Source organism: Streptomyces sp. NPDC052225, from assembly GCF_040679615.1.
Taxonomy (GTDB): Bacteria; Actinomycetota; Actinomycetes; order Streptomycetales; family Streptomycetaceae; genus Streptomyces.
Window position 1 is genome coordinate 118,853 of the sequence record NZ_JBFAVD010000015.1, and the last position, 22,211, is coordinate 141,063.

Consider the following 22,211-nt stretch of genomic DNA (forward strand, 5'->3'; position numbering starts at 1 on the left):
AAGCTGCCGGCTTCGATCCGTCCGGCGCAGCCGAGCCATGACGCGTCCGCAACCCGTTGGGGTGATATCACGGGCGAATGGGTGAAGGAGCACCGGACGGCGGCTTCGTCGGTGGTGCACTGGCATCCGTCATGAAGGTGACCGTGCTGCCTCCCTCCCAGCCGTCGGCTCCACGCCGTGGGGAGGCAGCCTCTGACTGCGGCATCCTCTGCGGTCGGGAAGAGCTTTTGCGTGGCTCTTCCCGACCTGACTTCAGCGTTCTGACGCACTTGCCCGGCGGTACAGAATTCCTCCACCCACCAGGAGCCCGGCAGCGGCGGCCGCGGCTGCCAGAAGGTTCTGGTCGGCGCCCGTGTCAGCGAGGTGCTCGTGCGCGTGAGGCTGCGGCACACCGACGGGAACCGCAGGCGCGGGCAACTCCCCCTGGTGCACGGCGGGCAGAGGGGTGGCCTGCGTCGGCACAGGAAGCGCCCTGCTGGTAGGCGCTGTCGGCCCCACCTCCTGCGCTGGAGGAATCTCCACCGTGGGCACCGGGGCGGCTGCATACGCCTCCTGCGTGCTCGAACACGAGTTGTGAGCCGCGGGGTTGGCCGCGCCCACCACGTCGGCGGTGTCGCCGCAGAGACTCAGTCCGACGCTCACGGGCGCCTGCACGGAGTTCCCGGCCAACAACCCGCCGGATGACGACGTACTCTGCGCCGAAGATGCCTCAGCGCCGCCGATCCGGTCGTGCGGCGCCTCCTGGCCGTAGCCCTGCGTGTCGGTCGACTCCGCCCCGGCCGGGGCGGAGACGGCGGCTGCTTCACCCTCGCCGGCGCAGCTGTTGTCCGCCGCGGGGTTCGCCGCCGCCAGAACGTCGACCGTGTTGCCGCAGAGGTTCACGGGCACGGTCAACGGCACCGCGATCGAATTGCCCGAGAGCAGGCCGGCCGAACCGCTCGGCTGCCCCTGATCCCCGGTCGCAGCAGAGGCGGCGGATCCCGGGATGGACAGAATTCCTGTCGCTGCGGCGGCCGCGACCACACCGAACCTCAGAGCTTGCCTCAAGGCGTTTCCCTTCGTGATTGAAACTCGAAACCGACCCTGGGACGCGAAGGGCCCAGGGTCGGCGAGGAGGTCAACTGCTGTACGTGCCTCAGTCGTTGATGCAGGAGTTACCGAAGGCAGGGTTCAGCAGGGCGATCACGTTGATGCTGTTGCCGCAGAAGTTGACCGGCACGTGCACGGGAACCTGGAGGACGTTGCCGGACAGGACGCCCGGGGAGTCGGACGCCATCGCTTCGGCACCGGAGTCGGCGAACGCGGGAGCCGCCATACCGAGGGCCATGAGGGCACCAGCCACGACTGCGGCGCTCTTCTTCAGAGACACGATTCTCTCCTTTATCGAAAGGGGTCGATCGGATGAAGTGGCTGAAGATTTCCCATATGACACCTCTTGAGCCACCACGAAATCAGAACGATCCACGACACAGGAAAGAAACTGGCCCACCACGAAAGGAGATTGCTTTCACCCGGCGGCCGGAGAAATCTTCTGATCCGGCGAGTTTACGAGACAGCAAAAAAGCTCGGGCCGCCGGCGTGCGAAGTGGGCAGGCGGCCCGAGCTTTCCGTTGTGGCTGATCAGCCGTTCTGCGCACCGTTGCCGGAGAGCACCGGGATGTCGTCCAGAACGTGCGACAGCGGCTCGTCACCCTTGGCCTGGGTGGAGTTCTCGGTGCACTGCTGGTTCTGCGGGGCCGACAGGATCGGGACGTCCTGGACGGAGACCGGCACGAGGCCGACGAGGGAACCGGCGTTGCCCTTGACGGGCAGGCCGATGCAGGGCTTGTTCAGCGAACCCTGGACCAGGCCGAGCTGCGGGCTCATGTCGCCTTCGGTCATGGAGTTGCCGAAAGCCTGCTTCGCCCCGTTGCCACTGGACGAGGTGGTTCCACCGTCGTCACCGATGGCGAGAGCCTGCGGGGCGGCCGCAGCCGAAACACCGACAACGGATACCGCGACTGCAGCTGCAGCCATAGCCTTCTTAAGCATTGATGCATTCCTTTTCTGACAGGCTCCAGTTACTGCGAAGGAATCAACTGTCGGAGTGGCGGATTGGTTGCGCAGGTTCACTCGTTTGGCCAACCGGGTGACGCTGGATGCAGCGGAAGCGGCACCGCCGAAGGCGTGACGAGCCCCCGATACACTTATGCGATTTACATTCCTTCGTCTTCGCCGCCGACCATCGAGCCGACGCACCACCTTTGCAGAACCTGCTCGCGAACCCGTCCGGGTGAAAATGGGCAACCGATCCGGCGAGGCGGAGTTGTTCCGGGTGTTCTCAAAAACCCAATGAAGGGGAACACCTCATGATGAAGAAGGCTGTGGCCACCGCGGCTGTCGCCGCGTCCCTGGTCGGCATTGCGGCGGCGGCGGCTCCGCAGGCCCTGGCGATCGGCAACGACGGAGGGACCACCTCCGAGAGCGGCAACAACGCGGAGCAGGCCTACGGCAACTCCGCCACGTACGGCAACATGAGCCCGCAGATGGCCCTCATCCAGGGCTCGCTCAACAAGCCGTGTGTCGCTCTGCCCGCCAAGGCGAACCTCGGCTCCCTCGTGGGTGTCGTGCCGGTCTCTGTCCAGGACATCCCGATCCTGTCGGCCCCGCAGAACCAGCAGTGCACCGAGAACTCCACCCAGGCCAAGGGTGACGAGCCGCTGTCGCACGTTCTGGACGACATCCCGGTGCTCTCCGGCAACGGAGTCGGCAACCACTGACAGACCGCACAGCATCATTGGGCCGCCCGACAGGGCGGCCCAATTTTTATGCGCCCCGCTGGTGATCAGCTCCTGCAGAACGGGATCAATCCCTTTGTGATGCGAAAGAGTTAGTTTTCAACCTCCCGGTGCGAGCCGCGAGGAGAGAAAAGTGGATCTGCCTACTCTCTTCTTGCACTTACCCCTCCGCTGTGGAGCGTCCCGATGAGAATGACCCCCCTCCGCGTCGGCCGCAAAGGATTTGCGATCGGCGCGCTGGCGCTCGGCATCCTGGGCATTTCAGGCGCTGCGATCGGGCAGACGATGGAGTCCCTTCCGCGGCAGATCAGTGTTTTCGAAGGTCTCCATACCCGTCCCGCGCAGGGCCGTGGAACGAACATTCTCCTGATGGGAACGGACGGCCGCGACACCATCACCCGCGCCGAGAAGGAGAAGTTTCACGCCGGCGGAATCGCCTGTAACTGCAGTGACACCATGATGCTGGTTCACCTGTCAGAGGCGCGCGATCACGTCAGCGTGGTGAGCCTTCCCAGGGACTCCTACGCGGATGTTCCCGAGCATGGCGTCGACGGCGGAACCGTACGGGCCGCCCACCCGGCGAAGATCAATGCCGCGTACGCGGAAGGGGGCCCGAAACTCGCCGTGCAGACGGTCGAGTCCATGACTGGTGTTCGCATCGATCACTTCTTGCAGATCGATTTTCGCCGGTTCATCGACAGCGTGAACGCTGTCGATGGGGTGACCGTCTGCACATCACGCAGACTGTCGGACTCCGCCACCAAGCTCGAACTCGCCCCTGGGCACCACCACCTGGCGGGAGGGGGTGCTCTGCAGTACGTGCGGTCGCGGCATGTGGACACCAGCGCGGACCTGGGACGCGTTCAACGGCAGCAACGGTTCCTGGTCAACGCCCTGCGGAGCGCGGGGGTGGAAGCGGCTCTCACGGATCCGGTGCGAACCGCCGGACTCGCCAGGACCGTGCTCGGCCCGGCGACCGTCGATCAGGGGTTCACCATCGACGACCTCGTGTCGTTGGCGCGTGATCTCAGCCGGATCCCCCTGGCGAGGATGGAATTCGGAACCGTCCCCATCAGTGGGTTCAATCCTCTGATCGAGAACGTCGGCTCCACCCTGCGCTGGGATCAGGAGCGATCCGAGGAGCTCTTCTCGCGGATTCGGGAGGACCTGCCCGTGACCGAGCCCGGGACTCACACCGAGCCCATGGATCCGCCTCGCCTGAACGTCCAGACCTTCGTGCACGGCGACAAGCTGGCCTGCGAGTGACCCGAACAGCACTGGTCCAAATGGGTCCTGCTGTGCAACCCCACGGTTCCTGATCAGTTGATCAAACGTAACTCGTCATCGGAGTTCGCTCCGTGAAAGGACATCTCATGAAGAAGCTATGGGCAACCGCAACCATCGCCGCCTCCGTCGCCGGGCTTTCGGCGGTGGCCGCTCCCCAGGCGCTGGCCATCGGCGATGACGGGGGCACGACGTCCAACAGCGGCAACGGCGCGCAGCAGGAGTACGGCAACTCCGCGACCCACGGCGACATGAGCCCGCAGCTCGGCCTGGTGCAGGGCTCCCTGAACAAGCCTTGCGTCGGGCTGCCGGCCAAGGTCAACGCCGGTTCCCTCGTCGGTGTCGTTCCGGTCGCCGTCCAGGACATCCCCGTCCTGTCGGCCCCGCAGAACCAGCAGTGCACCGAGAACTCCACCCAGGCCAAGGGCGACGAACCGCTGTCGCACATCCTGTCGGACATCCCGGTTCTCTCCGGCAACGGCACCGAGAACCACTGAAAGCGCAGAGGGGCAGCCGCGGGTGCGGCTGCCCCTCTGTCGTACGGGATGGTGCCGGTGGGACGGCGACGGATGCCGTCCCACCGGCACCATCTGCAATTACTGAACCGAGGGAACCACGTTGGTGACAGGGGCCACCAGGTCGGTCACCTGATGCAGCTCGTTCAGTCGATTGAGCCCGGAGAGCTGGCCGGCAGCGGTGGGCATGTCGCCTCGGTGCTCGGATGGAATCGCCATGGTCGACACCGAGTCGAGCGTCGCTGTCGGAGAGATCGCGTCGCTTCCCTGATCGGTGAGCGGAAGCGGAGCGGCGCCGGCCGTCGGTGCGGCGATCGCGGCGGCTCCCACTGCGAGCAGGGCCGCGGTAATGGCTCGTCGAGTTGAGATCATGCCCTTACAACGCTGCGGAACGCAGGGCAGATACGGGCTCCGCGAAGCAGCCACCCGTCAGGTCTAGGAACGACTGGGGCCGCCCGGCCGGTGGAAAGGGGGCGGCCTGCGACGACGCGAGGTACACCAGCGTCGTCGCAGGCCGCAAGGCATGCCCGCTCAGGAGCGGCCGCACCTCTCCTAGTCGTTGCCCTGAAGGATCGCGATGATCCGCAGGAACTCCATGTAGATCCAGACCAGCGTCATGGTCAGGCCGAACGCGGCCAGCCACGCCTCGTCCTTCGGGGCGCCGTACGCGATCCCGTCCTCGACCTGCTTGAAGTCGAGGGCGAGGAAGCAGGCGCCGAGCAGGATGCCGATGACGCCGAACAGGATGCCGAGGCCGCCGCTGCGGAAGCCGAGGCCGTCACCGCCGCCGAAGACCGCGAACAGCAGGTTCACGGCCATGAGCAGGATGAAGCCCATCGCCGCGGCCATCACGAAGCCGTAGAAGCGTCGGTTGACGCGGATCCAGCCGGCCTTGTACGCGATGAGGACCGCCGCGAAGACGGCCATCGTGCCGAGCACGGCCTGCATGGCCGCACCGCTCGCGATGTAGTTGTCGACGATGCTGGAGAGCACGCCGAGGAAGACACCCTCAAGAGCGGCGTACGCCAGGATGAGCGGCGGGGACGCCTTGCGCTTGAAGGCCTGGACGAAGCCCAGGATCATCGCGACGAGGCCGGCGCCGATGGCGATGCCGTACGACTTGTTGAGGTTCGCCTCGTCGACCGGCAGCAGCGCCCAGGTGAGGGCGGCCGTGACGATCAGCGTGCCGAGCGTGGTGGCGGTGCGCATGATGACGTCGTCCATCGTCATGCGGCCGGTGGTGGCAGGCGCCTGCGGAGCGCCGTACTGCAGATCCTGCTGTGCGTAGGGGTTCTGCGCGTACGGGTTGCCGGCGGGGGCCTGGCCGTACGGATTGGCCTGTGTCCCTACGGCGGGGCCCCCGGCCTGCGGCTGCTGCGCGTTGAACTGCGCGTAGCCGTTGTCGCGGCTGAACCCCCGTCGCGAGAAGACCGGGTTGCTGCTCCTCATCTCACTCCTCCATGGCCACCGTGTATGGCCTTGCCCCAAGGGTAATGGTCTGGCAAAGATCCGACCCTAGTGCTCAAGGAGGATCTTTCCCATCCTGTTACGAGGAACGCGGCGGCACCCCCTGTTGTTCCGCTCACAGAGGGAAGCCGGTGTACGCCTCCGCGAGGTCGGTCTCCGCCGCGTCCGACGTGGTCACGCGGTCGAGCGCCGCCCGCTGGATCCGGTCGTCGAAGGCGGTCGCGTCGGGGGCGCGGTGCAGCATCGTCGTCATCGCGTAGCTGAACCGCTCGGCCTGCCAGACGCGGCGCAGGCACGTCTCGGAGTACGCGTCGAGGAGTTCCCTGTCGCCCTTCTCCGTGTACGCCACGAGAGCGCGGGCGAAGGTGACGACGTCGCCGACGGCGAGGTTCAGGCCCTTGGCGCCGGTCGGCGGGACGATGTGCGCCGCGTCACCGGCGAGGAAGAGCCGGCCGTGCCGCATGGGCTCGTGCACGTACGACCGCATGGGGGTGACGGACTTCTGCGTGATCGGTCCGCGGGCCAGGCGCCAGGCCGGGTCGTCGACCTCCAGGCGGCGGTCGAGCTCGTCCCAGATCTCCTCGTCGGCCCAGTCGGCGGCGTCCGTGCCCTCGGGGACCTGGAGGTAGGCACGGGTGACCGACGGGGAGCGCATGGACAGGAGCGCGAAGCCTCGGTCGCTGCGGGCGTAGACCAGTTCGTCGTGGGAGGGGGCGACGTCGGCGAGGATGCCGAGCCAGGCGAAGGGGTACGTGCGCTCGTACGTCCGGGTGAGGTCCTGCGGCACCGCCGCGCGGGCCACGCCCCAGAAGCCGTCGCAGCCGACGACGTAGTCGCACTCCAGGACGTCCTCGCGGCCCTCGTGCCGGAAGCGGACGCGCGGCGCTTGCGTGTCTGCGCCCTCGACCGCGAGGGCCTCCGCCTCGAAAAGGAGCGGACCGCCGTCGGCGAGCCGGGCGGCGATGAGGTCCTTGCAGACCTCGGTCTGCGCGTAGACCATGACCTGCTTGCCGCCGGTCAGGGCGGGGAAGTCGACGCGGTGGCGGCGGCGGTCGAAGCGCAGCTCGATGCCGTCGTGCGGCAGGCCCTCGCGGTCCATGCGGGCGCCGACGCCCGCCTCGCGCAGCACGTCGACGGTGCCCTGCTCCAGGATTCCGGCGCGCTGACGCTGCTCCACGTACGCACGGTCGCGGCTCTCCAGGACGACGGACGCGATCCCCGCGTTGTGCAGCAGCCTGGACAGGAGCAGCCCGGCGGGGCCTGCCCCGATGATGCCGACGGTCGTGCGCATACGGATCCCTCGTCCCTCTCGCGACCTTGCGTTCGCCTGGTGAACTTTCGTTCATCCTTGGCTCGCTGGGATCTTCCGCCTGCCGCACTGCGGGTGTCAACGGTTTCGCGCGCCCTACTTGCGCGGGAGCACACCCGGCCGCAGTTCGACCCGGACGCCGCTGTCGGGCTCGATGACGTAGACCGGATCGGTTCTGCGCCGCCAGTTCAGCGGCAGCAGGTAGTAGCGGTGGTCGCGCTCGACGAGCAGCCGGAAGCCCTCGTAGCGGTACCGGTAGAAGCTCCTCCTGCCGAGGTCCACCGCGCCCGGACCCGGTGGCGCGATGGCGAGCCGGTGGGTGCTGAGGACCACCACGGAGGGGCGGCGCACGATCAGTTCCGCGTCCGTCCGGGCGTCCTGCCTGCCGAGCTGCCCGGCCACCAGGGCGACGGCCCAGATCAGGAACACCCCCGCCATGAGCAGCGACACCCCCCGCTCCCACCCGGCCCTGCGCCCGGCCGCGCGCGCCTGCCCGAGCAGCAGCCCGCCCGCGACGAGCAGCGGCGCCGTCCATCCGTACGGCTGGATCCAACCCCAGAGCAGCAGCAGTACGGCGCCCAGGGCGACCGGCACGAGATGGGCGCGGGCCACCGCGCGGCCGGCCGTGCGCACCCGTTCCACCTGGGGCACCGGGACCCGAAGCACCGTCAGGAGCCGTGGCAGGGCGGGCGCGAGGAGGATCACGGTGAGCACCTCGAGGGCGGGCAGCGTGGCAAGTCGCAGGCTGCGCATGACCAGTTCGAAGGTGTCGAAGCCGACGGCGAACGTGTCGAGCCGGAAGTACCCGAAGTAGGCGTTGGTGTAGATGTAGCCCGCGTACAGCATCAGACCGCCGACGAACGACCCTGCCCCGACAAGGGAGTTGAGGACTTCCAGGCGCACGCCCCCGGCCGGCGCGGGGCCGGGGTCCGGCCGCCGCGGGTCCGGGACCCGCGGCGGGTACGGCGGAGGCGGCGGTACGAGTCCGGCCACCGCGCTCGCCCCGTCAGCTCTCGCCGGGCGTCGGCGACGTCGACTCCGGGGACGGCGGCGGCGGGTACACGGGCGGCGACGTGGTCTCCCGCGGGCAGTCCGGGTCGGGGACGTCGCCCGGGGTCGCCCCGGCGCCGCAGTTCCCCGGCGAGGTGGGCGGTTCGCTGCCGCTGACTCCGGGGCCCGGCGTGATGTCGGGCCCGGTGTCCGAGGGCGGCTGCGGCACCGAGGGGACCCCCGGGTCGCCGATCCCGCCCGCCGCACCGGCGCCGTCGTCGCCGGACCCGTCGTCGCCGGACCCGCCGCCGGCGGTCTGCGAGACGGGCACCCCGGCCGAGCCGACACCGCCCGCCCCGCCCCCGACCGAGCCACCGACGGATCCGCCCGAACCGCCCCCTGACCCGCCCGTGCCGCCCGCGCACCCGCCGACCACGCACACCGCGGCGGCGACCGCGGCCACCGCCCCGCACCTGAAATGAAGTCGCCCGCGCATGAGTGTCTCCCCGTGCCCCCGTGGCCCGTACGGCAGCAGGCTCCCACCGCCACGCCTGCCGGGCACACGTACCTGCGGCAAGACCCTCAAAAGTGAGGGGTACGGAGGGGGAGGAAGACGGAGGTGCCCGGAACCGGACTTGAACCGGTACGCCCGCGAGGGGCAGCGAGGTTTAAGCTCGCCGTGTCTGCATTCCACCATCCGGGCAGGCTGTGGGGCTCCGCATCGACCGTCCGAGCCTATCCGGCGGCATCCCCCGAACAGCGGAACGACGAACCGATGTTGTCTTATTTTATTGGCGTCTGAGGGTGCATCAGGCCACTGAACGCGCCATCCGCACTTGCCGGGGGCCCTTCCACGAGGGAACGCCCTCCGTGACGGATTGACGGGAATTCACCTGCCTCGTCTCAGGGTCCCGGGTCATCCCCAGGTATGACACACGCTCCGCCGGTCCCCCCGAAGTCGCCCCCAGGAACGGGAACTGCGGCTGACTTCACGGGCCTGCCGCGCCGGGACGATGGAACGGTCCCCAGCCAGACAGCACCACCGACAGGAGCACCCACCCGTGACCACCACCCCGCTCGCAGGCCGGACCACGACGGCGGCCGCCCGCGCCACGGATCTGTCCAAGATCTACGGACAGGGCGAGACCCAGGTGGTCGCGCTCGACCAGGTCTCCGTCGAGTTCCGCCAGGCCGAGTTCACCGCGATCATGGGCCCCTCGGGTTCCGGCAAGTCGACGCTGATGCACTGCGTGGCCGGGCTCGACACGTTCTCCTCCGGGTCCGTGCGGATCGGCGAGACCGAGCTCGGTTCGCTGAAGGACAAGCAGCTCACCAAGTTGCGCCGGGACAAGATCGGTTTCATCTTCCAGGCGTTCAACCTGCTGCCGACGCTGACCGCCCTGGAGAACATCACGCTCCCCATGGACATCGCGGGCCGCAAGCCCGACAAGGAGTGGCTGGAGGACGTGATCCGGATGGTGGGCCTCGCCGACCGGCTCGGGCACCGGCCCTCGCAGCTCTCCGGCGGCCAGCAGCAGCGCGTCGCCGTCGCCCGGGCGCTGGCCTCCCGGCCCGACATCATCTTCGGCGACGAGCCCACCGGAAACCTGGACTCGCGCTCCGGCGCGGAGGTCCTCGGCTTCCTGCGCAACTCCGTACGGGAGCTGGGGCAGACCGTCGTCATGGTGACCCATGACCCGGTCGCGGCGGCATACGCGGACCGGGTGATCTTCCTGGCCGACGGGCGCATCGTGGACGAGATGCGGGAGCCGACGGCGGAGACGGTGCTCGACCGCATGAAGCGCTTCGACGCGAAGGGCCGCACCAGCTGAACCCCGCAAGGGGCGCGGGGCCGTGTCATCAGCGGCTCCGCCGCGGGGGCGCGACCAGCCACGACGGCGCAGCACCCGCGAACACATCAGCAGCCCCGACGACACGAAGGCCACGGGGCTCCGCCCCGGACCCCGCTGCTCAATCGCCGCAGGGGCTTGATCACCGGGCCCGATCTGCCCGGCCGCCCCAGGGGCTCAATGTGCCCCGGACCTAAGAAGAGACCCGCATGTTCAAAACAGCCCTGCGCAACGTGTTCGCGCACAAGGCCCGCCTCCTGATGACGGTGCTCGCCGTCATGCTCGGAGTCGCCTTCGTCACCGGCACCCTCGTCTTCACCAACACCATCTCCTCCGCGCTGGAGAAGTCGTCGTCCAAGGGCTTCGACCAGGTCGACGTCGCCCTCACCCCCGGCAGCACCGCGGCCGAGGGCGACCGGGTCAGCAAGGAGGTGAAGCTGACCGACGCCACGCTGAAGAAGGCGCGGGGCGTGGACGGCGCCGCCTCCGCGTACGGCGTGGTCAGCGGGTACGCCGCCGTCGCCGACCAGGACGGCAAGCTCGTCGGCAACGGCTTCTCCACCAAGGGCGGCAACTACTGGGGCACCGAGGACTCCCGGTACCCGCTCACCTCCGGCACCGCCCCGCACGGCGCGAACCAGGTCGCCCTCGACGCCGAGACCGCCGAGCGCGCCGGCTACAAGGTCGGCGACCAGGTCCGGATGTCGATCGACGGCCCGGTGCTCACACCCACCGTCACCGGCATCTTCACGACGGACGACGGCAACGTCGCGGCCGGCGGCTCCCTCGCCCTGTTCGACACCGCGACCGCGCAGCAGCTCTTCCACAAGCAGGGCGCGTACGACGAGATCGACGTGAAGGCCGCGGCAGGCACCAGCCAGGACCAGCTCAAGGCCAACGTCGACAAGGCGCTCGGCGACGCCGCCGTGCACACCGACACCGGGCGGCAACTCGCCGACGACCAGGCCGAGTTGATCGAGTCGTCGATGAGCTCGATGAAGACGATGCTGCTGATGTTCGCGGGCATCGCGCTCTTCGTCGGCATCTTCATCATCGCCAACACCTTCACGATGCTGGTCGCCCAGCGCACCAAGGAACTCGCGCTGATGCGCGCCGTGGGCGCCTCGCGCCGCCAGGTCACGCGGTCCGTGCTCCTCGAAGCGTTCTGCGTGGGCGCCGTCGCCGCCGTCACCGGCCTCGCCGTCGGCGTCGGGATCGGCGCGGGCATGCGCGCGCTGCTCGGCAGGACCGGCGCGATCCTCCCTGACGGACCGCTGGTCGTCTCCCTCGGCACGGTCGTCTCGGCGCTCGTCGTCGGCATCCTCATCACGATGCTGGCCGCCTGGCTGCCGGGCCGCCGCGCCGCGAAGATCCCGCCGGTCGCCGCGATGAGCGCGGTGCACGCGACGGCGAGCGCCAAGTCGCTGATCCTGCGCAACACGCTCGGCTCGCTGGTCAGTGCCGTCGGCATCGCCGCCGTGCTCGCCGCGACGACCATGAAGGGCAGCGACGGCCAGCTGCCGATGGGCGCGGGCGCCGCCCTGCTCGTCATCGGCGTCTTCATCCTCACGCCGCTGCTGTCCCGCCCGCTGATCGCGGCCGCCGCCCCGGTGCTTCGCGCCTTCGGCATCTCCGGCAAGCTGGCCCGCCTGAACGCGGTGCGCAACCCGCGCCGCACCGCCGCAACGGCCTCGGCCCTGATGATCGGGCTCACCCTGATCACCGGCCTCACGGTCATCGCGGGCAGCGTGCAGACGGCGATCGACAAGATGGCGGCCGACTCCCTCAAGGCCGACTACGTCGTCTCCATGGCGAACGGGAACCCGCTCTCCCCCGACGTCCTGAAGACCCTGGACAAGACCGACGGCGTGACCGCCACCAGCGGCCTGTCGAACTCGCCCTCGCGGATCGACGGCAGCACCGAGTACCTGACCGGCGTCAACGGCTCGACCATCACCAAGCTGACCGAACTCCCCGTCGACAACGGCAAGTTCACGGTCGGCGGCACGAACGTCGTCGTCGACGAGGAGACCGCGAAGGACCACGGCTGGAGGGCCGGCTCGACCTTCACGGCCGCCTACGAGGACGGCGCGAAGCAGAAGCTGACGGTCGCGGGCGTCTACGAGGGCAACGAGATGATGCGGGGCATCATGGTCGACGCCCCGACCCTGAACCCGCACATCACCGGCACCGCCTCCGACATGCAGGTCATGCTGAAGACGTCCGGCGGGGCCTCCGACGCCACCAAGGACAAGATCACCAAGGCGCTCGGCGAGAACCCGGCGATCAAGGTCCAGGACGGCAAGGACATCTCCAACGAGATCGCCCAGATGTTCACGCTGATGCTGAACATGCTCTACGGCCTGCTCGCCATGGCGGTCATCGTCGCCGTGCTCGGCGTCATCAACACCCTCGCCATGTCGGTCTTCGAGCGTCAGCAGGAGATCGGGATGCTCCGCGCGATCGGCATCGACCGCAAGGGCATCAAGCGCATGGTCCGCCTGGAGTCCCTGGTGATCTCCCTGTTCGGCGGCGTCCTCGGCATCGGTCTCGGCGTCTTCTTCGGCTGGGCGGCGGGACAGCTCATCGGCAACTCCATGTCGACGTACACGCTGATCCTGCCCTGGGCCCGGATGGGCGTCTTCCTCGCGCTCGCCGCGGTCGTCGGCATCCTGGCGGCCCTGTGGCCGGCCCGCCGCGCGGCCCGCCTGAACATGCTCGCGGCGATCAAGTCCGAGTAGCGGAAGGGCAGTTACGTGGATGGGCCCCCGGCGACACATCGCCGGGGGCCCGTCCACGTACATCTCAAGAAGCTCTCAAGCAGCTAGTTCCAGGTACGCGCCCGCAGCGGCATCCCCGACACCCCGCTCACCGGTGTCTTCACCGCGAGGATCTGGTTGACGCCGATGCGGTTGCGCTCGAAGCTCAGCGCGGAGGCCGCCATGTAGAGGCGCCAGACGCGGGCCCGGCCGGGGCTGACCAGCTTCAGGGCCTCGGGCCAGCGGGCCTCCAGGTTGCGCACCCACTGGCGCAGCGTGAGCGCGTAGTGCGGGCGGATCGCCTCGATGTCGCGGACCTCGAACCCGGCCCGCTCCAGGAGTCCGGTCGTCGTGCCGAGCGGCGCCAGCTCCCCGTCGGGGAAGACGTACGCGTCGATGAACTCGTCGACCTCGTACGTCGATTCGTCCTCCTGCGGCCGCCGCGCGATCTGGTGGTTGAGCAGCCGCCCGCCGGGGGCGAGCAGGGCGTAGAGGTCGCTCGCGTACTCCAGGTACCGCTCGGCGCCCACGTGCTCGGCCATGCCGATGGAGGAGATCGCGTCGTACGGGCCGTCGCGCACGTCGCGGTAGTCCTGGACGCGGATCTCGATCCGGTCGGTGAGCCCCTCGTCGGCGACGCGCTTGCGGGCGTACGCGGCCTGCTCCTGCGAGAGGGTGACGCCGACGACGCTCACTCCGTGCTCGCGGGCCGCGTGGATGGCCATGGAGCCCCAGCCGCAGCCGACGTCGAGCAGGCGCATGCCGGGCTTGAGGCCGAGCTTGCGGGAGATCAGCTCCAGCTTGTCGCGCTGGGCGGATTCGAGGGTCGCCTCGTCGGACGCGAAGTAGGCGCAGGAGTACACCATCGAGGGGCCGAGGACCAGCTCGTAGAAGTCGTTGCCAACGTCGTAGTGGTGGCTGATGGCCTGCTTGTCGCTGTCCTTGGTGTGGCGGTGCAGACGGCCTCTGCGACGCCTCTCCTCGGCGGGCGGCGCGGGTGGCGGGTACGGGCCCGCCATCTTGAGCAGCTCGCGGAAGGCGGCCCGCACGGCGGGGTCCTTGGCGGCTTCGGCCAGCGAGCGGCGGTCGTCCTCGTCGCGCTCCCAGATGAGCCCGGCGACGGCGTCGAGGACCGCGTACAGGTCGCCCTCGACGTCCAGGTCACCGGCGACCCAGGCGCGGGCGAGGCCCAGCTCGCCGGGCTTCCAGAGCAGGCGGCGCAGCGCGCGACGGTTGCGTACGACCAGCACGGAGGCGCTCGGGGGCCCGGCCTCCGAGCCGTCCCAGGCGCGGAGGCGCACAGGGAGTTCGGCGCCGAGCAGCTGCTCGACGAGGTTCTTCAGCCGCTGTGCGGCGTCCTGCATGGCGCACACCTCCGAAATGGGAGCGATCCCGGAACGGTCCAACACCACGTAAACACCAACGGGGCGCTCTCGCAGTCCCGTTACTGCGTTACGGAACGGCAAAATGCCTGTAGCTGCCATGTATCTAGGGGTGCCGGACCGGTCCGCGGAAACGCCGAAGGGGCCGCCCGCACCACGGATGGCGGGCGGCCCCTTCGGGCGTACTGCTACGGCTTCGGCCTCAGGAGGCCTTGGCCTCGGCCTTCTTCTCCTCCGCCTTGGCAGGCGCCGGAGCCGGCTTGGCAGCCTCGTAGAACTCCTCGCGCGGAGTCTCCAGGGCGCCGAGCGCGGTGATGTCGCGCTTCTGGAACATGTTGATCGTCCACTCGGCGATCACACGGATCTTGCGGTTGTACGTCGGCATCGCCATGCCGTGGTAGCCACGGTGCATGTACCAGGCGAGACGGCCCTTGAGCTTGATCTTCATCTTGCCCATGACGATCATCGCGACGCCCTTGTGCAGGCCGAGACCGGCGACCGCACCCTTGTTGGCGTGCTTGTAGTCCCGCTGCGGGAAGCCCCGCATGCCGGAGACCACGTTGTCACCGAGGACCTTGGCCTGGCGCATGGCATGCTGCGCGTTCGGCGGGCACCAGGCGTTCGGGTTGCCGTTGGCGCGGCCGACCAGGTCCGGGACCTGGGCGTTGTCGCCCGCGGCCCAGATGTAGTCGGTGCCCTGGACCTGGAGCTTCTCGCTGGTGTCCACGTGGCCGCGCGGGCCGAGCGGGAGACCGAAGCGGGCGAGCGCCGGGTTCGGCTTGACACCCGCGGTCCACACGATGGTGTTGGAGTCGGCCTCCAGGCCGTTGCTCAGCACCACGTGGCCGTCGACGCAGGACGGCATCGTCGTCGAGAGGTAGACCTCGATCCCGCGGGACTCCAGGTGCTTGCGGCCGTAGACGCCGAGGTCCGGGCCCACCTCCGGCAGCACCTTGTCGGCGGCGTCGACCAGGATGAAGCGCATGTCCTCGCGCTTCACGTTCTTGTAGAACTTGGCCGCGTCGCGTGCCAGGTCCTCGACCTCGCCGATCGTCTCGGCGCCCGCGAAGCCGCCACCGACGAAGACGAAGGTGAGCGCCTTGCGGCGGATCTCCTCGTCGGTCGTCGACTCGGCCTTGTCGAGCTGCTCGAGGACGTGGTTGCGCAGGCCGATGGCCTCCTCGACACCCTTCATACCGATGCCGACCTCGGCGAGGCCCGGCGTCGGGAAGGTGCGGGAGACCGCGCCGAGCGCGATCACCAGGTAGTCGAAGGGCACCTCGTACGCCTCGCCGACGAGCGGGGCGACCGTGGCGACCTTGCGGTCCTGGTCGATGGTGGTGACGCGGCCGGTGAGAATCTCGGCTCCCGGCACAGCGCGTCGCAGCGGGACGACGACGTTGCGCGGCGAGATGCTGCCGGCGGCGGTCTCGGGGAGGAAGGGCTGGTACGTCATGTACGAGCGCGGGTCGACGACCGTGACGGTCGCTTCCGCGTAACGCATCTTCTTCAGGATGCGTCGCGCCGCGTACAGGCCTACGTACCCACCCCCGACAATGAGGATCCTGGGACGCTCCGTGGTGCTCATGCCATCGAGTATCCACCCGACTGGAGGGGGTCGCTCGTGCGCCCCTTCACAAGGTTCGGTGGGGGCTCTGCTACACTTCGCCGCCCACGTGACCCATGTCATGGCGTCCGGAGGGAACCACGGCGTACCGCCAGTCGTTGCTCACCCCCCTTGAGCAGCCACAGTGAGCATTCGGCCGCACTGAACCACTCCCGTTCTTCATGTGCGCGTAACACTCCGAAAACCCCGCGCACCCCTCCCGGCAGGGTCCTTGGTCGGCCCCGAACGGGCCCCTGGACCGCAATCGGCGTCCAAGAGGGCCGAATTCCTTGTGAAGAACTTCACGAACTTTCCCGACGGGGTGTCGCCGGAGCGTGTCGCGGGGGCCGTTTCAGGTGCTCAGGCGGGGTTCGCCGTGCTCATGCGAGGCCCTCGACGGGCCCTCGGACGGCAGGTCGTGTCCACCCAGAAGCCCTCCCCCGGGCAGGCCGCGGCCTCGTCCACCGGCCCCGCGGTCCGGGGCCGGTGATCAAGAGGGGGCTCTGCTCAGCGGCTCACGCCACCGACCAGGCGATTCCGTCCAAAATGTCGTGCTCCGAGACCACGACCTCCCGCGCGCCCGTGTGTTCCATGATCAGGCGCAGGACGAGCGCGCCCGAGGCGATGACGTCGACGCGGCCGGGGTGGATGACCGGGTTCAGGGCGCGCTGGTCGTGCGTGGACGTCAGGAGCCAGTCGGTGAGCTCGGCGACCTTCTCGTAGGAGATCCGGGAGTGGTGGATCGCCGTCGAGTCGTACGCCTTCAGGCCGAGCGCGAGGGCCGCCACCGTCGTCACCGAGCCGGCCAGGCCGACGAGGGTGCGGGCGTCGGCCAGCGGGACGGTCTGCGCGGCCAGGTCGAGGGCGGCGGCGATGTCCTCGCGGACCGCCTCGATCTGCGCCGGGGACGGCGGGTCCGTCACCGTGCCGTCGGGGCCGACGAGGTGGCGCTCCGTCATCCGTACGCAGCCGATGTCGACGGAGCGGGCGGCGCGCACGGCGTCGTCGCCGACGACGAACTCGGTCGAGCCGCCGCCGATGTCGACGACCAGGTACGGCTTGTCGAGGTCGGTGCGGCCCGTGAGTTCCTTGGTCGCACCGGTGAAAGAGAAGGCCGCTTCCTGGTCGCCCGTGATGACCTCGGGCTCGACGCCCAGGATGTCGAGGACGCCCTGCACGAAGTCGTCCCGGTTCTCCGCGTCGCGGGACGCCGACGTCGCCACGAAGCGGACGCGCTCCGCGCCGTGCTCCTTGATGGCCGCGGCGTACTCGCGGCAGGCCGCGAAGGTGCGCTCCAGGGCCTCGGGGGCGAGCCGGCCCGTCTTGTCGACGCCCTGGCCGAGCCGGACGATCGTCATCCTGCGGTCCAGGTCGACGAGTTCCCCGGTCTGCGGGTTCGCGTCGGCGACGAGGAGGCGGATGGAGTTCGTACCGCAGTCGATGGCGGCGACCCGGGTCACGCGTCCTCCCCCGCGTCGGCGCACGGCGTCACGCACGGCCCCTTCTTCCACCACTCCGGGAGCATCGCGATGGCCTCGTCGCCGAGCGGGTTCACGCCCGGGCCCGCCGCCAGGGAGTGGCCGACGAGGACGTGCAGGCACTTCACGCGGTCCGGCATGCCGCCGGCGCTCGGGAAGCCCTCCAGGACCTCGATGGCGTCGCGGCGCGCGATGTAGTCCTCGTGCGCGGCGCGGTACTGCTTGGCCAGCTCCGGGTCGCTCTGGAGGCGCTCGGTCATCTCCTTCATGACGCCGTTGGCCTCAAGGGTGCCGATCGCGGAGGCCGCGCGCGGGCACGTCAGGTAGTACGTCGTCGGGAACGGCGTGCCGTCCTCCAGGCGCGGGGCCGTCTCGACCACGTCCGGGTTGCCGCAGGGGCAGCGGTGCGCGATGGCCCGCAGACCGCGCGGCGGGCGGCCCAGCTGCTCCTGGAACGCGTGGATGTCGGCGTCCGTGGGCGCGGTGGGCTCGGTCTGGGGAGGAGGCGTCTGCATGACTGTGTTCGGCGTCTTTCGTCGTGTACGTGGATCAGACGTGTACGTGGATCGGTTGCGGGCGTTTCAGTCTGCCTGGTCGGCCTTGTCGACGCCGTCCCAGACGTTCGAGTACCAGGGGCGGTCGGCGGCGCCCTGCTCGACGCGGCTCGACTGGGTGGCGCGCGGATCGGGCACCACGTACCCGGTCTCGCCCGGCATCACCATGTGCAGGCGCTCCCGGATCCGCTGCTCGGCGTAGGAGTCGTCCTGCCAGCGGGCCTTCTCGTCGCGGAGCCGGTCGACGCGCTCCTTGGCCTCCTGCTGCTGCCGCTGGAGGTCCTCGATCTCGCCGCGCTGGGAGACGTACTGCCTTATGGGATAGGCGAGGGCGACGACCAGCGTGCACAGGACGAGGGCGAGGAGCGCCGCGCGTCCGGTGAGGCGGGAGCGGCGGGCCTGGCGCTTGTTCTGCGAGCGGTAGACGCGCTCGGCGGTCTGCTCGCCGAGGATGCGCAGCCGGGTCGCTGTGGAGAACGCGGCGGAGCGGTCCTTGTCCCGGTCGCGGACCTTTGCGGCCATCGCGTGCTCGCCTCCCCGATACGTACGTACGTCCCCGCACACGGTACGGGACCGAGTGCGGGGACGTAGGTAACTGCTACCTCAGCGGGCTCAGCCCTTGAAGCGCGGGAAGGCCGAGCGGCCGGCGTAGACCGCCGCGTCGTCGAGGATCTCCTCGATGCGCAGGAGCTGGTTGTACTTGGCGACGCGCTCGGAGCGGGCCGGGGCGCCGGTCTTGATCTGGCCGCAGTTGGTGGCGACGGCGAGGTCGGCGATGGTGACGTCCTCGGTCTCGCCGGAGCGGTGGGACATCATGCACTTGAAGCCGTTGCGCTGGGCCAGCTCGACGGCGTCCAGGGTCTCGGTCAGCGAACCGATCTGGTTGACCTTGACGAGCAGGGCGTTGGCCGAGTTCTCCTCGATGCCGCGCGCCAGACGCTCCGGGTTGGTGACGAAGAGGTCGTCGCCGACGAGCTGGACCTTGTCGCCCAGCTTCTCGGTGATGACGTTCCAGCCGGCCCAGTCGTCCTCGTACAGCGGGTCCTCGATGGAGACGAGCGGGTACGCGGAGACGAGCTCCTCGTAGTACTCCGTCATCTCGGCGGCGGAGCGCTCCTTGCCCTCGAACTGGTACTTGCCGTCCTTGTAGAACTCGGAGGCGGCGACGTCCAGGGCGAGCGCGATCTGCTGGCCGGGGATGTAGCCGGCCTCCTTGATCGCTTCGAGGATGAGGTCGAGCGCGGCGCGGTTCGACTCCAGGTTCGGGGCGAAGCCGCCCTCGTCGCCGAGGCCGGTCGACAGGCCCTTGGTCTTCAGCACCTTCTTGAGGGTGTGGTAGACCTCGGCGCCCCAGCGCAGCGCCTCGGAGAAGGACTCCGCGCCGATCGGGGCGATCATGAACTCCTGGATGTCGACGTTGGAGTCGGCGTGCGACCCACCGTTCAGGATGTTCATCATCGGGACGGGCAGCAGGTGCGCGTTCGGGCCACCGAGGTAGCGGAACAGCGGCAGGTCCGAGGCCTCGGACGCGGCGTGCGCGACGGCGAGCGAGACGCCGAGGATGGCGTTGGCGCCGAGCGAGCCCTTGTTGTCCGTGGCGTCCAGGTCGAACATCGCCTGGTCGATCAGGCGCTGCTCGGTGGCGTCGTAGCCGACGAGCTCCGGGCCGATCTGCTCGATGACGGCGAGGACCGCCTTCTCGACACCCTTGCCGAGGTAACGGTTGGGGTCACCGTCACGGAGTTCGATGGCCTCGAAGGCACCGGTGGAGGCGCCGGACGGGACAGCAGCACGACCCGTGCTGCCGTCGTCGAGGCCGACCTCGACCTCGACCGTGGGGTTGCCTCGGGAGTCCAGGATTTCCCGGGCTACGACGACGTCGATGGACGGCACGAGCATCTCCTTCTGGGATGTGACGCGGGCTATGCGGGGCCGCGATGCACGGCCTCGACCCCTTGAGCCTAACCGCCTCCGGGGCATCGGCCAGCCGACCGACCGTCCCTTGGACAACGCCGTGAGCGAAATGTTCCTGAACGGAACAAAAACAGCGACCCCCGTTCCGGATTCCGGAACGGGGGTCGCGGTGCGAGCGGCCCGTGGGGACGGGGCGGGGTCCTCGGCGTCCGCCGATGCCGGGACTCCCTATAAGGGTGCGGCTGCGGACTACTTCAGGTGGAGCTGCTGACCCGGGTAGATCAGGTCGGCGTCCTTGACGATGTCCTTGTTCAGCTTGAACAGCTTCTGCCAGGTCGTGCCGTGCGCGCCGGCGATCTCGCCGAGGGTGTCGCCGGACTTGACCTTGTACTCGCCGTCGCCCTTCTCGACCTTCTGGCCGGTCGGGGTCGTGACGGTCTCGCGCTTCTCGGAGCGGGTCGTCGTGGACGAGTCCGAGCGCTCCTGCTGCTTGGGCTGCGCCTGCTGCTGCGGCTGCGCCTGCTGCTGCGTCTCGGCGGCCGGAGCGGAGTTGCCGGTGGACGCGCCGGACAGGTTGACGCCACAGCTCGGCCAGGCGCCCTTGCCCTGGGAGGCGAGGACCTTCTCGGCGACGGCTATCTGCTGCGCCTTGGAGGCCTGGTCGGCCGAGGACGCGTAGGCGGTGCCGCCGTACGCGGCCCACGTGGAGGACGAGAACTGGAGGCCGCCGTAGTAGCCGTTGCCGGTGTTGATCGACCAGTTGCCACCGGACTCGCACTGGGCGACCTGGTCCCACTCGGAGGTGGTCGCGGCGGAGGCCGAGGTGGCACCCATCAGCGGGACGGCGACGGCGGCACCGGCGACACCGGCGAGCGTGGCGACACGGACGGCCTTGGACGGGCGGCGGTGCTTGCCCTTGCTGGAAAGCAGCATGGAGAGATCCCCTCACCGACGCCTACGAGGTGAGCTGTCGGGTTCGGGCCAGTGAGTGCCCGGCCGCGCATCCTTGTGCGCGGCTTAACCCCTAGCCGTCCGAAGTCGTCGACCTCGTACGGCGCTTACCTGGGTCCCCCGCTCCTGCCTACGGCGCTGACGCGTCGACTGTTCCCGTACGGACGTTGGCAGGATTCGGCGTGACGTCCATCGGGGCCCGCTGTGGCGAGCGGTCACGACCGTAAGCAGTGGATCCGCCCGATTTCAAAGACGATCAGGCCCTTTGAGACCCATCTCTCACTTGCGCCAAAGCGGACAAACAACCATCAATGCGTCCCGAACTCCCGCTACTTTTCGACCGATTCGAGACCAAGATCCAGACTCTGACCAGGAATGATGAGGTCCGGGTCGGACCCGACCTCCTTCTTGTTCCGGTCGTAGAGCGCGGCCCACCCGCCGTCCACGTCCTGCGCGTCGGCGATGTCCCAGAGGTTGTCGCCGGAGCGGACCGTGTAGGTCCCGTCGCCGCGCTTGTCGTCGCGGGAGGCGTGACGGCCTTCTCCCGTACGGGAGTCGGCGTCGTCGTCGGCGGCCCGGTCGCCGCGGTGGCGGCCGGCGGCGGAGGCGTCGCCGCCGGTGGCGGAGGGGTCCGGGGTGGCCGAGGCGGAGGACTCGGGGGCGGCCGGATCGACGGAGCCGGACGCGTCGGCGGGGTCCGCCGAGTCGGCCGGGCCGGCCGAATCGCCCGGGTCGGCCGAGGGAGTTGTGGCGCTCTGCTCCGACTTGTCCGAGTTGTTCGAGCTCTCGTCGGCCGCGGTGTCACTCTTGTCGCCGTCGGTGCCGTTACCGGAGGTATCCCCCGAGGCGTCAGTTGACGCGCCGTCGGATGCGGTGTCCGAGTCGTCCGACCCGTCGTGATTCTTCTCTCCCGAGGACGTGTCCGCATCGGACGCCTGCGGGGAGGGGCTCGTACCCGGGTCGACGTCGGCGGAGTCGTCGCTCTTGCTGAGGCCCGCGGCGAGCGAGCAGCTCGGCCAGGCGGCCGTGCCCCTGGCGTCGAGGACCTTCTCGGCGACGGCTATCTGCTGCGAGCGGCTGGCCAGGTCGGCGCGCGGGGCGTAGTCGAGGCCGCCGTACTGCTCCCACATCTCCTGCGAGAACTGGAGGCCGCCGTAGTAGCCGTTGCCCGCGTCCAGGCTCCACTGGCCGCCGGACTCGCACTCGGCGAGCTTGTCCCAGGCATGGGTGGAGGCGGCGCTCGCGTTCGTCGCGGCGAGCAGCGGGATCGCGATGGCGCTGCCGGTGACTCCGGCGGCGACGATCAGAGCAGGGGCCTGACGGGGGCGACGGTGACGACCGTTCCCGGAGAGCATGCGTTTGCCTTTCGCGAGAC

General features: G+C 69.2%; 21 protein-coding genes, 1 tRNA gene and 1 riboswitch. Of the genes, 5 read left to right on the plus strand and 17 right to left on the minus strand.

The features are described 5' to 3' along the window. Positions 1-252 precede the first annotated feature (252 nt). The 3 genes from AB0L37_RS22455 to AB0L37_RS22465 all read right to left on the minus strand — a co-directional run bounded on the left by AB0L37_RS22455 (position 253) and on the right by AB0L37_RS22465 (position 2,031). Complete coding sequence (locus AB0L37_RS22455) at positions 253-1,047, minus strand: chaplin (RefSeq protein WP_365508114.1); 795 nt, start codon at positions 1,045-1,047, stop codon at positions 253-255. Between the two features lie 88 nt (positions 1,048-1,135). Further along, on the minus strand, positions 1,136-1,363 hold the full coding sequence (locus tag AB0L37_RS22460) for a chaplin (protein WP_365508298.1): 228 nt from the start codon (positions 1,361-1,363) through the stop codon (positions 1,136-1,138). Positions 1,364-1,620: 257 nt separating this feature from the next. Next, complete coding sequence (locus AB0L37_RS22465; protein WP_365508116.1) at positions 1,621-2,031, minus strand: rodlin; 411 nt, start codon at positions 2,029-2,031, stop codon at positions 1,621-1,623. 317 nt (positions 2,032-2,348) lie between these two features. Between AB0L37_RS22465 and AB0L37_RS22470 the strand changes: the two genes are divergently transcribed. From AB0L37_RS22470 to AB0L37_RS22480, 3 genes are all read left to right on the plus strand, one after another. Beyond that, positions 2,349-2,759 carry a rodlin gene (locus tag AB0L37_RS22470; protein ID WP_365508119.1) on the plus strand — a complete coding sequence of 137 codons (411 nt, stop codon included), beginning with the start codon at positions 2,349-2,351 and terminating at the stop codon, positions 2,757-2,759. Between the two features lie 204 nt (positions 2,760-2,963). Continuing rightward, positions 2,964-4,043 (plus strand): LCP family protein, encoded by a 1,080-nt coding sequence (locus AB0L37_RS22475; protein WP_365508122.1) that lies wholly within the window; start codon positions 2,964-2,966, stop codon positions 4,041-4,043. A gap of 107 nt (positions 4,044-4,150) precedes the next feature. Further along, the gene (locus tag AB0L37_RS22480) at positions 4,151-4,558 is read left to right on the plus strand and encodes a rodlin (protein WP_365508125.1); all 408 of its coding nucleotides are present in this window, start codon (positions 4,151-4,153) and stop codon (positions 4,556-4,558) included. 99 nt (positions 4,559-4,657) lie between these two features. Here AB0L37_RS22480 and AB0L37_RS22485 read toward each other — a convergent pair whose 3' ends face one another. The 6 genes from AB0L37_RS22485 to AB0L37_RS22510 all read right to left on the minus strand — a co-directional run bounded on the left by AB0L37_RS22485 (position 4,658) and on the right by AB0L37_RS22510 (position 9,045). Further along, a complete protein-coding gene (locus AB0L37_RS22485) occupies positions 4,658-4,948 on the minus strand; it encodes a hypothetical protein (protein WP_365508128.1) in 291 nt (96 codons plus the stop codon). 180 nt (positions 4,949-5,128) lie between these two features. Next, complete coding sequence (locus AB0L37_RS22490) at positions 5,129-6,025, minus strand: Bax inhibitor-1/YccA family protein (protein WP_365508131.1); 897 nt, start codon at positions 6,023-6,025, stop codon at positions 5,129-5,131. Positions 6,026-6,158: 133 nt separating this feature from the next. Beyond that, on the minus strand, positions 6,159-7,334 hold the full coding sequence (locus AB0L37_RS22495; protein ID WP_365508134.1) for a 4-hydroxybenzoate 3-monooxygenase: 1,176 nt from the start codon (positions 7,332-7,334) through the stop codon (positions 6,159-6,161). Between the two features lie 114 nt (positions 7,335-7,448). Next, positions 7,449-8,345 (minus strand): hypothetical protein, encoded by an 897-nt coding sequence (locus AB0L37_RS22500; RefSeq protein ID WP_365508137.1) that lies wholly within the window; start codon positions 8,343-8,345, stop codon positions 7,449-7,451. Positions 8,346-8,358: 13 nt separating this feature from the next. Then, positions 8,359-8,805 carry a hypothetical protein gene (locus tag AB0L37_RS22505; RefSeq protein ID WP_365508140.1) on the minus strand — a complete coding sequence of 149 codons (447 nt, stop codon included), beginning with the start codon at positions 8,803-8,805 and terminating at the stop codon, positions 8,359-8,361. Between the two features lie 157 nt (positions 8,806-8,962). After that, positions 8,963-9,045: transfer RNA gene (locus tag AB0L37_RS22510), tRNA-Leu, on the minus strand. A gap of 358 nt (positions 9,046-9,403) precedes the next feature. Here AB0L37_RS22510 and AB0L37_RS22515 point away from each other — a divergent pair. Continuing rightward, a complete protein-coding gene (locus AB0L37_RS22515) occupies positions 9,404-10,174 on the plus strand; it encodes an ABC transporter ATP-binding protein (protein ID WP_365508143.1) in 771 nt (256 codons plus the stop codon). 227 nt (positions 10,175-10,401) lie between these two features. Further along, positions 10,402-12,933, plus strand: a complete 2,532-nt coding sequence (locus AB0L37_RS22520) for an FtsX-like permease family protein (RefSeq protein ID WP_365508146.1) — start codon at positions 10,402-10,404, stop codon at positions 12,931-12,933. A gap of 83 nt (positions 12,934-13,016) precedes the next feature. On the opposite strand, the gene AB0L37_RS22525 is transcribed toward AB0L37_RS22520, so the two are convergent. From AB0L37_RS22525 to AB0L37_RS22560, 8 genes are all read right to left on the minus strand, one after another. Beyond that, positions 13,017-14,315, minus strand: coding sequence for a cyclopropane-fatty-acyl-phospholipid synthase family protein (locus tag AB0L37_RS22525; RefSeq protein ID WP_365508149.1), 1,299 nt, complete (start codon positions 14,313-14,315; stop codon positions 13,017-13,019). A 220-nt stretch (positions 14,316-14,535) separates the two neighbouring features. Continuing rightward, a complete protein-coding gene (locus AB0L37_RS22530) occupies positions 14,536-15,921 on the minus strand; it encodes an NAD(P)/FAD-dependent oxidoreductase (protein ID WP_365508152.1) in 1,386 nt (461 codons plus the stop codon). Between the two features lie 533 nt (positions 15,922-16,454). Continuing rightward, the gene (locus AB0L37_RS22535; RefSeq protein WP_365508155.1) at positions 16,455-17,399 is read right to left on the minus strand and encodes a Ppx/GppA phosphatase family protein; all 945 of its coding nucleotides are present in this window, start codon (positions 17,397-17,399) and stop codon (positions 16,455-16,457) included. Then, positions 17,396-17,932 carry a DUF501 domain-containing protein gene (locus AB0L37_RS22540; protein WP_365508158.1) on the minus strand — a complete coding sequence of 179 codons (537 nt, stop codon included), beginning with the start codon at positions 17,930-17,932 and terminating at the stop codon, positions 17,396-17,398. The genes AB0L37_RS22535 and AB0L37_RS22540 overlap by 4 nt, the downstream gene beginning before the upstream one ends. Before the next feature lie 66 nt (positions 17,933-17,998). Then, entirely contained in the window at positions 17,999-18,493 is a 495-nt protein-coding gene (locus AB0L37_RS22545; protein WP_365508161.1) for a septum formation initiator family protein, read from the minus strand. 90 nt (positions 18,494-18,583) lie between these two features. Further along, a complete protein-coding gene (gene eno, locus AB0L37_RS22550) occupies positions 18,584-19,864 on the minus strand; it encodes a phosphopyruvate hydratase (RefSeq protein ID WP_026245643.1) in 1,281 nt (426 codons plus the stop codon). Positions 19,865-20,134: 270 nt separating this feature from the next. Continuing rightward, positions 20,135-20,818, minus strand: coding sequence for a transglycosylase family protein (locus tag AB0L37_RS22555; protein WP_365508164.1), 684 nt, complete (start codon positions 20,816-20,818; stop codon positions 20,135-20,137). A 4-nt stretch (positions 20,819-20,822) separates the two neighbouring features. Further along, a riboswitch (cyclic di-AMP (ydaO/yuaA leader) is annotated at positions 20,823-21,029 on the minus strand. A 136-nt stretch (positions 21,030-21,165) separates the two neighbouring features. Further along, positions 21,166-22,191 carry a transglycosylase family protein gene (locus tag AB0L37_RS22560; protein ID WP_365508167.1) on the minus strand — a complete coding sequence of 342 codons (1,026 nt, stop codon included), beginning with the start codon at positions 22,189-22,191 and terminating at the stop codon, positions 21,166-21,168. Between the last annotated feature and the right edge of the window lie 20 nt (positions 22,192-22,211).

Excerpts from the sequence above, each read along its gene's own strand:
- AB0L37_RS22465 (WP_365508116.1), bottom strand. The coding sequence starts at position 2,031 with ATGCTTAAGAAGGCTATGGCTGCAGCTGCAGTCGCGGTATCCGTTGTC.
- AB0L37_RS22470 (WP_365508119.1), top strand. The coding sequence starts at position 2,349 with ATGATGAAGAAGGCTGTGGCCACCGCGGCTGTCGCCGCGTCCCTGGTC.
- AB0L37_RS22475 (WP_365508122.1), top strand. The coding sequence starts at position 2,964 with ATGAGAATGACCCCCCTCCGCGTCGGCCGCAAAGGATTTGCGATCGGC.
- AB0L37_RS22480 (WP_365508125.1), top strand. The coding sequence starts at position 4,151 with ATGAAGAAGCTATGGGCAACCGCAACCATCGCCGCCTCCGTCGCCGGG.
- AB0L37_RS22485 (WP_365508128.1), bottom strand. The coding sequence starts at position 4,948 with ATGATCTCAACTCGACGAGCCATTACCGCGGCCCTGCTCGCAGTGGGA.
- AB0L37_RS22490 (WP_365508131.1), bottom strand. The coding sequence starts at position 6,025 with ATGAGGAGCAGCAACCCGGTCTTCTCGCGACGGGGGTTCAGCCGCGAC.
- AB0L37_RS22495 (WP_365508134.1), bottom strand. The coding sequence starts at position 7,334 with ATGCGCACGACCGTCGGCATCATCGGGGCAGGCCCCGCCGGGCTGCTC.
- AB0L37_RS22520 (WP_365508146.1), top strand. The coding sequence starts at position 10,402 with ATGTTCAAAACAGCCCTGCGCAACGTGTTCGCGCACAAGGCCCGCCTC.
- AB0L37_RS22525 (WP_365508149.1), bottom strand. The coding sequence starts at position 14,315 with ATGCAGGACGCCGCACAGCGGCTGAAGAACCTCGTCGAGCAGCTGCTC.
- AB0L37_RS22530 (WP_365508152.1), bottom strand. The coding sequence starts at position 15,921 with ATGAGCACCACGGAGCGTCCCAGGATCCTCATTGTCGGGGGTGGGTAC.
- AB0L37_RS22540 (WP_365508158.1), bottom strand. The coding sequence starts at position 17,932 with ATGCAGACGCCTCCTCCCCAGACCGAGCCCACCGCGCCCACGGACGCC.
- AB0L37_RS22545 (WP_365508161.1), bottom strand. The coding sequence starts at position 18,493 with ATGGCCGCAAAGGTCCGCGACCGGGACAAGGACCGCTCCGCCGCGTTC.
- AB0L37_RS22555 (WP_365508164.1), bottom strand. The coding sequence starts at position 20,818 with ATGCTGCTTTCCAGCAAGGGCAAGCACCGCCGCCCGTCCAAGGCCGTC.
- AB0L37_RS22560 (WP_365508167.1), bottom strand. The coding sequence starts at position 22,191 with ATGCTCTCCGGGAACGGTCGTCACCGTCGCCCCCGTCAGGCCCCTGCT.